Origin of the sequence: Aurantiacibacter xanthus (assembly GCF_003584015.1) — a bacterium.
In the GTDB taxonomy this organism is placed as follows: domain Bacteria; phylum Pseudomonadota; class Alphaproteobacteria; order Sphingomonadales; family Sphingomonadaceae; genus Alteraurantiacibacter; species Alteraurantiacibacter xanthus.
This window is the reverse complement of the sequence record NZ_QXFM01000015.1, coordinates 67102-78054: the sequence shown is the minus strand read 5'-3', so window position 1 is coordinate 78054 and position 10953 is coordinate 67102. Positions and strand designations below refer to the sequence as shown.

General features: G+C 65.6%; 10 protein-coding genes. 4 read left to right on the top strand and 6 right to left on the bottom strand.

The genetic code is table 11. The annotated features are described in order from the left end of the window. Window positions 1–545 (bottom strand): biotin/lipoyl-containing protein (locus D2V17_RS02490; protein WP_119591564.1); only part of this gene is annotated, 545 nt, incomplete at its 3' end. Window positions 546–703: 158 nt separating this feature from the next. Here D2V17_RS02490 and D2V17_RS02485 point away from each other — a divergent pair. Beyond that, the gene (locus tag D2V17_RS02485; RefSeq protein WP_119591563.1) at window positions 704–1153 is read left to right on the top strand and encodes an adenine nucleotide alpha hydrolase family protein; all 450 of its coding nucleotides are present in this window, start codon (window positions 704–706) and stop codon (window positions 1151–1153) included. Then, window positions 1153–1536 (top strand): hypothetical protein, encoded by a 384-nt coding sequence (locus tag D2V17_RS02480; protein WP_119591562.1) that lies wholly within the window; start codon window positions 1153–1155, stop codon window positions 1534–1536. Before D2V17_RS02485 ends, D2V17_RS02480 begins: the two co-directional genes overlap by 1 nt. A 3-nt stretch (window positions 1537–1539) precedes the next feature. Here the strand turns inward: D2V17_RS02480 and rnr are convergent, their stop codons facing one another. Then, window positions 1540–3894: a ribonuclease R gene (gene rnr / locus D2V17_RS02475; protein WP_119591561.1), complete on the bottom strand. Its 2355-nt coding sequence runs from the start codon at window positions 3892–3894 to the stop codon at window positions 1540–1542. A 145-nt stretch (window positions 3895–4039) separates the two neighbouring features. Then, window positions 4040–5362 (bottom strand): M28 family peptidase, encoded by a 1323-nt coding sequence (locus tag D2V17_RS02470; RefSeq protein WP_119591560.1) that lies wholly within the window; start codon window positions 5360–5362, stop codon window positions 4040–4042. Between the two features lie 127 nt (window positions 5363–5489). Between D2V17_RS02470 and D2V17_RS02465 the strand changes: the two genes are divergently transcribed. Next, a complete protein-coding gene (locus D2V17_RS02465; RefSeq protein ID WP_191229039.1) occupies window positions 5490–7496 on the top strand; it encodes a M3 family metallopeptidase in 2007 nt (668 codons plus the stop codon). On the opposite strand, the gene D2V17_RS21675 is transcribed toward D2V17_RS02465, so the two are convergent. Further along, a complete protein-coding gene (locus D2V17_RS21675; RefSeq protein ID WP_245978457.1) occupies window positions 7493–7954 on the bottom strand; it encodes a hypothetical protein in 462 nt (153 codons plus the stop codon). The genes D2V17_RS02465 and D2V17_RS21675 overlap by 4 nt on opposite strands. Here D2V17_RS21675 and D2V17_RS02455 point away from each other — a divergent pair. Continuing rightward, window positions 7953–8654: a TorF family putative porin gene (locus tag D2V17_RS02455; RefSeq protein ID WP_191229038.1), complete on the top strand. Its 702-nt coding sequence runs from the start codon at window positions 7953–7955 to the stop codon at window positions 8652–8654. The two genes, D2V17_RS21675 and D2V17_RS02455, sit on opposite strands and share 2 nt — an antisense overlap. Window positions 8655–8709: 55 nt before the next feature. Here the strand turns inward: D2V17_RS02455 and D2V17_RS02450 are convergent, their stop codons facing one another. Continuing rightward, window positions 8710–10254: an aminoacyl--tRNA ligase-related protein gene (locus tag D2V17_RS02450; protein WP_119591556.1), complete on the bottom strand. Its 1545-nt coding sequence runs from the start codon at window positions 10252–10254 to the stop codon at window positions 8710–8712. A gap of 90 nt (window positions 10255–10344) precedes the next feature. Continuing rightward, window positions 10345–10902: a polyhydroxyalkanoate synthesis repressor PhaR gene (gene phaR, locus D2V17_RS02445; protein ID WP_119591555.1), complete on the bottom strand. Its 558-nt coding sequence runs from the start codon at window positions 10900–10902 to the stop codon at window positions 10345–10347. Window positions 10903–10953: the final 51 nt, after the last annotated feature.

Below are 10953 nucleotides of genomic sequence, written 5' to 3'. Positions count from 1 at the left end.
GCTGCGGCACCGGGCTGCGCGTTCTCGACGTCGGCCTTCACGATGCGGCCGTTGGGGCCGGAGCCCTTCACACCGGCAAGATCGACGCCCTTCTGCTCGGCAATGCGCTTGGCGAGCGGCGAGGCGATGATGCGGTCGCCGGAGGCCTTCGAACCACCACCTGAATCCGCTCGTGCTGAGCTTGTCGAAGCACTGTCCTTTTCTTCGGCCAGCGCCGAGGCCGGGGCTTCAGCGGGCTTGGCCTGAGCAGACTTGGCCTCTGCCCCGCCCTCACCCATCGGCGCAACCGAACCGGCGTCCTCGCCCTCTTCGGCGAGCGTGGCGATGATCGTGCCGACCTTCACGCCCTCGGCGCCTTCCTCGACCTGGATGTGGGCGATCACGCCTTCATCCACAGCTTCGAATTCCATCGTCGCCTTGTCGGTCTCGATTTCGGCCATGATGTCACCGGCGGAGACGGTGTCGCCCACCTTTACTAGCCATTTGGCCAGGGTCCCTTCTTCCATCGTGGGGGAAAGGGCGGGCATCTTGATCGCAATCGGCATGGTCTGGAGCGTTTCCCTGCTGGATTTTGTCGCTGCCCCCCCCTCTGGCCAATTTGCGCCCGCCAAGCAAGGGGCAGCGGCAGTCTGGCCTATCGCATCTTGCGCAAACACCGATTTGGTTCGATATTCGGGCTTCGGGGGATAAGAGAACCATCATCATGCGCGTCTATCTGGCCATTGTCGACGAAACCGAAGAATCGCGGGTGTCGCTGCGCTTTGCTGCACGGCGCGCGGCCAAGACGGGCGGTCTTGTGCAAATTCTTGCACTGGTTCCGAAACAGGGCTTCAACGCTTTCGGCGGGGTGCAGGCCACCATCGAGGAAGAAGCGCGCGACCGCGCCGAGGTGCTGGCCTCCAGCGCGGCGGGCGAGCTGTTCGACGAGATGGGCAAGATGCCGCAAATCGCCGTGCGCACCAACGAGGAAGGCGCGATTTCCGACTATCTCGCCGAGCACCCCGAAATCGCCGCACTGGTGCTGGGCGCGGCAGCGGAAGGCGCGCCGGGGCCGCTGGTCTCGCACTTCACCGCGCGGTCGGGCAGCCTGCCCTGCCCGCTGTTTATCGTCCCCGGAGGGATGAGCCCGGAAGACCTTGAACGGCTGAGCTGATGATGGCGCGCTGGTGTAAGGGCCTGCGCGAAGTTGCCCTTGGATCGGCATCCTCAAAGGATGGGTATGGCCAGACTTTGGCCGACGACCTGCGCGCGCTGATTAGCTTCCGTCGCCTGCGCAAAGTGCAGCTCACCTGGCAAGACCCGGCAAGCTATGCTGGCGACATCCACGCGCGATTCCCGTTGATCCGTCGCTTCGGTGACACGGTTGAGGCCTATCGCCCCGAGGGCGACGAACATTGGTTCATCATCTCTCGCGATTGGTTTGGCTGGCCGGACCCGCCTGAATTTGCGCTACTTTGCTTCACAGCTGATGGGCGGATCGCGATGGGTCACGATTTTCACCACTGGCCCCAGAGCTGGACGCGGCCCGCAGGCTGACGCCTACTTCTTCTTGCCGCGCCCCTGATGGCGGATATTGCCGGGCCGCCCGCGCTGTCCGACCTGATGCTTGCCCTGATGGTCGCGCTTCGGGCGGACCTTCTTCTCGGGTCGCTTGCCGCGCGGTTCGACCCGCTGGCCGCCATAACCGCCCTCGGGCAGCTCGAACTTCAGCGCGCCGGTAAGCGGGTTGGCCTCGGCCAGCCGCAGTTCGAGCATGTCGCCGACCGCATAGACCGTGCCGCTGCCCTCGCCGACCAGCCGGTGGCCGCCCTCATCGTGAGAGAAATACTCGCGGCCCAGGGTCGAGACCGGGACCAGCCCATCGCCGCCGAGATCAACGATGGTGGCGAAAAAGCCGAACTTCTGCACGCCCGTGATCCGCGTGCGGAACACTTCGCCGACCTTGCCCGACAGCCATGCCGCGACATAGCGGTCGATGGTGTCGCGCTCGGCCTCCATCGCGCGGCGCTCGGTCTGCGAGATCGCATCGGTGATCTTTGAAAGATCGGCCCGGTCCTGCTCGGCCAGACCCGATTTGTCGGGGATCGCGCCCTTGGGGGCAGGCTGTTCGAGCCCGAAGGTGTCGACCAGCGCGCGGTGGACCAAGAGGTCGGAATAGCGGCGGATCGGTGAGGTGAAGTGCGCATAGGAGCCGAGCGCCAGCCCGAAGTGCCCGGCGTTCTTGGGCCCGTAATAGGCCTGCGTCTGGCTGCGCAGCACGGCCTCCATCACCAGCGCCTTTTCGCCCGGATCGGCAATGTCCTTGAGCATCCGGTTGAACAGGCCCGGCGTGATCACCTGCCCCAGCGCGAGCTTCTTGCCGATGGAATCGAAATAGTCGCGCAGGGCTATCAGCTTGTCGCGGGTGGGCGGCTCGTGCACGCGGTAAACCACTGGCGAGGCTTTGCTTTCCAGCGCCTTGGCGGCAGCGACGTTGGCCGAAATCATGAAGTCCTCGACCACCCGGTGCGCGTCGAGCCGCTCGCGCACGACGATATCGGCAATGCGGCCCTTTGCATCCAGCACCACGCGCCGTTCGGGCAGGTCGAGTTCGAGCGGATCACGCGCATCGCGCGCCGCCGCCAGCAGCTTCCACGCGGCCCAGAGGTTCTGGAGCGCACCGGCCAGACCGTTCGCGTCGAGCGCAGTCGAGACGCCCGCAGCAGTGTCTCGACTGCGCTCGACACGAACGGGATCGGACTGTTCATCGATAATCGCCTGCGCATCCTCGTACGCGATCACCTTCGCGATCCGTACCAAGGCACGGGTAAAGCGCCAGTCGGTGATCTTGCCATCGGGAGCGATCATCAGGTGGCAGGCCATCGCCGCGCGGTCCACTCCCTCCTTGAGCGAACACACGTCAGCCGACAGCACTTCGGGCAGCATCGGCACCACGCGGTCGGGGAAATAGACCGAGTTGCCGCGCTTCCTCGCCTCGCGGTCGAGATCGCCGCCGGGGCGGACATAGAACGACACGTCGGCAATGGCGACCACCGCGCGGAAACCGCCCTTATCGTCGGGCTCGGCCCAGATCGCGTCGTCGTGGTCGCGCGCGTCGGCCGGGTCGATGGCAACGATGGGCAGATGCCGCAGGTCTTCGCGCTTGTCCTCGCTGAGCGGGAGCTTTGCCGCCGCCTGCGCCTCACCGATGGCCTCCTCGGGGAATACACTGGGGATGCCGTGCTTGTGGATCGCGATCAGCGAATAGGAGCGCGGCGCCAGCGGATCGCCCAGCACCTCGACCACCTTCACCGTCGCGCGAGCACCGCGCCCGACCGGCTCGGCCAGCACCAGTTGGCCCTCCTCGGCCTGCCCGCGATCCGACACCCGCGACGAATTGCGAATGCGCTTGTCGACCGGCGCGAGCCAGACGCCGCCCGCATTGTCCATCTCGATCACCCCGAGCAGCGAATTCTCGCGCGCGGGCAGCTTCTTCATCGGGTGCGCGACCATGCCGCGCCCGGCCTCCTCGGTGCGCGCCAGCACCCGGTCGCCCTTGCGCAGCGCCGCGAAGCGGCCCTTCTTTTCGAGCACCCGCAGACGCGGCGGCGGCGCGCCATCGTCGGGCTGCCAGCTATCGGGAATGGCGATGGCCTCGCCGCCCTCGATATCGACCACGCGCAGCACCGTCACCTTGGGCACGCCGCCCATGCGGTGATAGGCGCTCTTCCTGCCGTCGATCAGGCCTTCCTCGGCCATGTCTTTCAGGAGCGCCTTCAAGAGGATCTTGTCCTGCGCGGTGAGGCGGAAGTGCTTGGCGATCTCGCGCTTGCCCACCGGCACTTCGGAGGTGCGGATGAATTCCATGACCTGCTCTTTGCTGGGCAGGCCTTTGTTGCTACGACGACGGTTCATTGTTCAGCCCTAGTCATACGCCGCCCAAGTGTCGAGCGAAGACCCCGCCCCGTCATTGCGAGCCGCAGGCGAAGCAATCCATCGCCAGTGGGCAAGTCAGGAGCTGGATTGCCGCGTCGCCTCCGGCTCCTCGCAATGACGAGCGCTAGTGTCCCGCCGCCAGCGGCGCGAACTGGCCACCCGGCACCGCGCTGGAGACCGGACTTTCCGCTCCATCCGCAGAGACCGCGCTCACGCCAAAAATCCAGTCATCGCCGCGGTCGGGTGCGAGCACCACGGAATTAAGGTCCGCCGCTGGGTCAGCAGGCAGGTCCATCCGCCATTGCCAGTCGCGCTGGTCGGTCGCGCGGCGCCAGATGCGATAGAGCGCCGCCCCCGCCACCGGCTCCCATTCGAGCAGCACATCGGGCCGCACCAGACCGTCAGCCGAAACCACCGGCGGCATCGGCGCGCGCGCCAGCCGGTCGGCGGCGCGGATATTGAGGTCGGTCACGCGGGCGAGATAGGGAAAGTCCATCTCATCGATAGTGTCGCCATAGGTCACGCCGTTCTCAACCCGCAAATCCTGATGCTGGTGCTGATAGTCTTCGATCGCGACCGTAAAGCGCACGGCGGGAAAGCCCAGCGCGAGGAACGGCAGGTGATCGCCGCCGCGCCCCATGCGGTCCGCGCGAAAAACTTGCCGCACGTCGAGACCGCCCACGAAATCGTCGGCCAGCCCGTCCAGCCAGCGCGACACGTTGCGGCTGGGGCTGTCGTCCTGCCCGCCGAGCGAGCGCATCCGGGCCGCGTCCTCCTCGCTGGCATCGGCGCGCAAACCTTCCGAGAACACCCGCACATGGGCATTGTCGCAGACCCCGTCCGAGCCGCAGGAGCCGCCGACGATATCGTTGTTCAGCACCGCCTTCACCGTCCAGCCCTGCTCTTTCGCATAGTCGGCCAGCAGCTGCCCGCCATAGAGCCCCTGCTCCTCGCCCGAGAGCAGCGCATAGACGATGGTCGAGGGATAGCGCTGCTGGCTGAGCGCCCGCGCCGCCTCGAGCACCAGGGCGCTGCCGCTGGCATTGTCATTGGCGCCCGGAGCATCGCTCACCGCGTCCATCACGTCGGACACGCGGCTGTCGATATGGCCCATGATGATCACGACCTCGTCGGGCCGCTCGCTGCCGCGCTGGATCGCCACCACGTCGCGGATCAGCGCGCCCTCGGGGATGCGCCTGCCGGTGAACACCCGCTCGGGCTCGACCACCTCAAGACAGCCGCCACAGGCCTTGCTGGTCGCTTCGAACTGCGCCTTGCCCCAGCGCCGTGCCGCGCCGATCCCGCGCGTTTCGCTTTGCGTCTCGGACAGCGTGTGGCGCGTGCCGAAGCCGACCATGGTCTCGACATCGCTGCGCAGGCGCTCGGGCGAGGCCTGCCCCATGGCCGGAGCCGCCACCAGAGCGGCCAACAAAGCGAAATAGCGCATCGGTCGATAGCCTCCTGAAAACCCCGTTGCCGCAGGCCTCCCACACTTGACGGACCTCGGCAAGGTTTCCAATGAAACAGACTTTCCACTTTTCACCGCAGCGGGGCCATCTATGAAGTCGTTCGTCATGACACTTGCTATTGCTACCACGTCGCTCACCGCCCCTGCCAGCGCCAGCGAGACGCGCGCGATCATGGGCACGATCCTCACCGACGCCGAGGATCCGGCCCAGATCGAGGCCAAGTGCGACCGCTATATGGACGCGATCGAAGCGCGCCGCGCCTTGCTCGAAAGCGCGACGGACGCGCCGACGATCCAGACGACGCTGGTCGCCTATGACCAGATGAAGGCGCTGATCAACGCAGGGCAAGGCGAATTCACGCTGTACCAGCAGGTGCTCGGCACTCCTGAGCTGCGCAATGCCGGGGCGGCGTGTCAGGTGCGCCTCTCCACCATCGACAGCGAGCTGAATCTGTCGCGCCCGATCTACGACCGGCTCGCCGCGATCCCCACCGAAGGGGCCGACGAACTGGCCCGCTCGCTGCTGGGCGATGTGCTCGCCGCCTATCAGCGCGCGGGTGTGGCGCTGGACGACGAAGGCCGCGCGCGGGTGCAGGCCATCAACGAGGAGCTGTCGCAGATCTCGACCGAGTTCGCGCGCAACATCGCCGAGGATCAGCGCGGAATCACCGCCACGCCCGAGGAGCTGGAGGGCCTGCCCGCCGACTTCCTCGCCGCGCACCCGCCGGGCGAGGACGGCCTCGTCACGCTCACCACCGCCTATCCCGACTATCGCCCGGTCATGCGCTATGCCAACAGCGACGCGCTGCGGCGGCGGTTCTCGGAAGTTTACGCCCAGCGCGCCTATCCGCAGAATGATCCGCTGCTCAAGCGCATGTTCACCCTGCGGCAGGAGCTGGCCGAGCTGCTCGGCCGACCCAACTATGCGGCGCTGGTGCTTGAGGACAAGATGCTCGACACGCCGGAGAAGGTCGAAAAGCTGATCGCCGACATGGCCGCTATCGCCCGCCCCGTGGCCGAGCGCGACTATGCCCGCAACCTCGAGGTGTTGCAGCAATATCGCCCCGGCGCGACGGAAATCCGCTATTGGGAAAGCGGCTGGCTCGCGCCCAAGGCGCAGGAGTATTTCTATTCCTACGACCCGCAGGAAGCGCGCCAGTATTTCACCTATGATCTGGTCCGCGACGGGGTGCTCAAGCTGACCGAAGACCTGTTCGGCGTCACCATCTCGCACTGGGATACGCCCGTCTGGCACGAGGACGTCGAGACCTACGAGATGGCCGATGCCGATGGCACGGTGATCGGACGGTTCTACTTCGACAACCACCCGCGCCCCGGCAAATATACCCACGCCAACATGATCCCGATCTACCCCGGCGTCCCCGGTGAGGCAGGCGAAGTGCCGGTCGGCGCGCTGGTGCAGAACCTGCCCAAGGGCATGCACGACACCGGCCTGATGGAGCATGGCGACGTCACCACCCTGCTGCACGAGTTCGGCCATATGCTGCACGGCATGTTCGGCGGTACGCAGCAGTGGTTCGGCCAGTCGGGCATTTCGACCGAGTGGGACTTCGTGGAAGCGCCCTCGCAGATGCTGGAGAACTGGGTCTACGACTACGACACGCTGGCGACCTTCGCCCGCAATGCGCAAGGCGAGACGATCCCGCGCGAACTGGTCGAGAAGATGAACGCGGCGCGTTACTTCGATCAGGGTGCGGGCGACATGGGGCAGCTTGGCTACACCAATGTCTCGCTGCAGTTCCATATGCAGCCGGTGCCCGAGGATCTGGGCGCGGCCACGCGCGGCTGGGCGAACGAGTATCTGATGGCGCCGATGCCCGACTACGTGCAGTTTCAGGACGCCTTCGGCCATCTCGATGGCTATTCGGCGATCTACTACACTTATCGCTGGTCGAAGGTGATCGCCGACGACCTGTTCACCCGCTTCACCGCCGAGGGTCTGCGCAATCCGCAGACGGCGGCGGACTATCGCCGGGCGGTGCTCGATCAAGGCGGCACCAAACCCGCCTCCGAGCTGGTGCGCGACTTCCTCGGGCGCGACGTGAGCCTCGATGCCTATCGCGAGGAGTTGGCCAAGGGGCTGGTCGACTAGGCCCTTCCCTCACGACGGCTCGCGGCGTTGTCGTTGCTGTCCCGGCAGCGCCAACCCGCGCCCTTCAGCAACACTTTGAAACACTTTGAAACCTGACTTTCCCGCGCGGTCATGCCATCGCGAAGGGCCGGCGCAAGACCGGAAAAACAAACGCAGGAGTACGAAATTTCATGAAAATGGTCACAGCGTTGATCGCTGCGCTCGCGCTTGGCGGGTGCATGACGGCTGCTGGAAACAATAGCTTCGCCGACAACTCCGATGCCAATGCCCGCGGCGCCAACATCGACACCTGCCAATGGTCGAAACCGAGGTGCCGCACCCGGTAATGCATCCTGCGGGTCGCCATGCACGAACGCTGCAAGGCGGCCCGCCCAACCCCTCAGCGGAGTACATCCCATTTTCACGTCCCCTCTTCCTGTTTCCGTCCGGTTGTTTCCCCTGTCCTGCGCCATCGCCATGGCCTCCATTGCCAGCCCCGCTGCTGCGCAGAACGCCATCGCCGTGGAGGGCGGCTTCAGCACCGATTACCGCGTGCGCGGCCTCAGCTGGAGCGACGGCAAAGCTGCCGCGCAGGTCCATGTGTCGGTTCCTGTCGGCACCAGCTTCGATCTGGGGGCGCAGGTGACGACCCTTCGCAACTCGCCGCGCCACGGCGATGCCAATGTCGGGGTCGACCTGCATGCAGGCTATACCGGCGGATCGGGGCTGCTGCGCTGGTACGCCATGGGCGTTGCCCGCCTCTTTCCGGGCAGCACCGGAGAGAACACCTATGTCGAAGGACAGGCCGGTGCCAACCTCGCCTATGGCCCCGCCGAGATCGGCGTGATGACCGCCTTTGCCCCGTCACAGGATGCCATCGGCGGCAACAATTTCTACATCCAGCTCAACGCGCAGGCCGGGATTCCGGGCATGCCGGTGACGGTGTTCGGCCATGTCGGGAAAACCAGCGGCTCGGTTGACGATCCGTTGAAGGCACAGCGCCTGCGCCCGGCAGGAGCCTATACCGACTGGGCTTTGGGTGCAGATTATCACCTCGCCCCGCTCGTGCTCTCGCTCACTTACAGCGATACCGACATCGCGCAAGCGGACCTTCCGGCAGGCCCCATGGCCGATCATACCGGCGCGCGCCTCGTGGCAGGGGCGATGGTGCGCTTCTAGGCCTGGCTAATCGCCAGCAGGCTCCGCGCTTGCGAGCCTGCTGGCGCCTTGCGCCTCAATAGGCCCGCGCCACCAGCACCCGCTCGACCGCCGGTTCGCCGGTGAAGATGCAGGTGCCGTCCGCCGCCTCGGCATCGCGCGACACGTTGCGCAAGGTCAGCTTCAGCGCCTTCAGCTGCTCGACCACCTTGTCGAGCACCGCACCGGTGGGCTTCGCCCACTTTACTTCGAGCCAGCCCGGATATTTCACATCGTCGGCAAAGTGCGCGGCGACTTCGTCCATCGTGGTGACACCGCGCGTGATGTTCGCATCGCGCCGCTCGGCCGCCTCGGTGTAAAGCGCCTGCTGGATCTCGGCCAGAAGGTCAGCCGCCCCGGCGACAAAGTCCTCGCGCTGCGGATAGGTGAAGGCGCTCTTGCCCGTCTCAAGGTTCCAGATCGCATCGCGGCGCAGAACGGCGAGCTTGCCGCCCTCCATATCGCGCGAGCCGACCTCGATGATCACCGGCGCGCCCTTGCGGACCCAGTCCCAGCGCTTCGCCGCCGCCTTGCCCGGACGCTTGTCGAGCAGCACGCGCACCGGCTCGCCCAGTGCGGAAAGCGCCGCCAGCGCCGCGCGCACTTCCTCGCAATAGGTGAGCAGCGGCTCGTCCTCGGGCTTGTCGCGCAGCATCGGCAGAATCACGATCTGGTGCGGCGCGATCTTCGGCGGCACGCGCAGGCCATCGTCGTCGCCGTGGGTCATGATAATACCGCCCACGAGCCGGGTCGACACGCCCCAGCTGGTGGTGTGGCACAGCGTCTCGGTGCCCTCGCGGTCCTGATACTTGATGCCGGCGGCATGGGCGAAGTTGGTGCCGAGATAGTGGCTGGTGCCCGCCTGCAGCGCTTTGCCGTCCTGCATCATGGCCTCGATCGACCAGGTCTCGACCGCACCGGGGAAACGCTCGTTCTCTGGCTTTTCACCCGCGATCACCGGCATGGCGAGATCGTCCTCGGCGCAGGCGCGGTACATTTCCAGCGCGCGGAGCGTTTCGGCGCGGGCATCGTCGCGGCCCTCGTGCGCGGTATGGCCTTCCTGCCACAGGAACTCGCTGGTGCGCAGGAACATGCGGGTGCGCATCTCCCAGCGCACCACGTTGGCCCACTGGTTGGTCAGCAGCGGCAGGTCGCGCCAGCTCTGGATCCAGCGCGCCATCGCATCGCCGATGATCGTCTCGGAGGTGGGGCGCACCACCAGCGGCTCTTCGAGCTTGGCGGCGGGATCGGGGATCAGGCCGCCCTTGCCATCGGCGATCAGGCGATGGTGCGTGACCACCGCCATCTCCTTGGCGAAACCTTCGACGTGCTCAGCCTCACGGGTGAAATTCGCCAGCGGGATGAAGATCGGGAAGTAGCAGTTCTGGACACCGGCGGCCTTGATCCGGTCGTCCATCAGGCGCTGGATGCGCTCCCAGATGCCGTAGCCCCAGGGCTTGATCACCATACACCCGCGCACGCCCGATTCCTCGGCCATGTCGGCGGCGGAAATCACCTCCTGATACCATGCGGCAAAGTCGTCTGCGCGCTTGGTGTTGAGAGCGTGGCGAATGGCTGACATATCTGAAAAGTCCCGCAAGCTGGCTGAGAATCAATCCGGCCCCCATGGCGAGGAAGCCTCGCCAAGTCGAGTGCCTGCGTGACCCCTCGTTTATTCGCCCAGCTTGTCGAGCTTGGCCTGCATGGCCGCCATCTGTGCCTTCAGCGCATCGAGATCATCGCCCGAAGCGGCAGCATCGGCGGCCTTGCCCTCGCCAGCCTTGGGCATGAAGGCGCGCGTGGCGGCTTCGAACATGGCGATGTTGTTCTCGGCCAGCTTGGCGAAAGCCTGCGGGCCGACGCTGGCGCTGAAGGTTTCCTGCAGCTTGGCCTGATTGGCGCGGAAGGTCTCCATCGAGGCTTCCAGATAGCTCGGCATCATCGCCTGCATCGAGTTGCCGTACATCCCGATCAGCTGGCGCAGGAAGCTCACGGGGAGCATATGCTGCTCGCCCTGGCTTTCCTCGTCCATGATGATCTGGGTGAGGATCGAATGGGTAATGTCCGAGCCAGTCTTGGCATCGAGCACCTGAAAATCGACACCGTCCCGCGTCATCTTGGCCAGATCGTCAAGCGTAATGTAGCTCGACGACTTGGTGTTATAGAGCCGCCGATTGGCGTACTTCTTGATGATGATGGTGTCATCGGCGGTATTCGATTCATCTGCCATCGAGCGACAATCCTCTACGCGGCCAGCATCCTATTGTGCGGCGCACCAGCT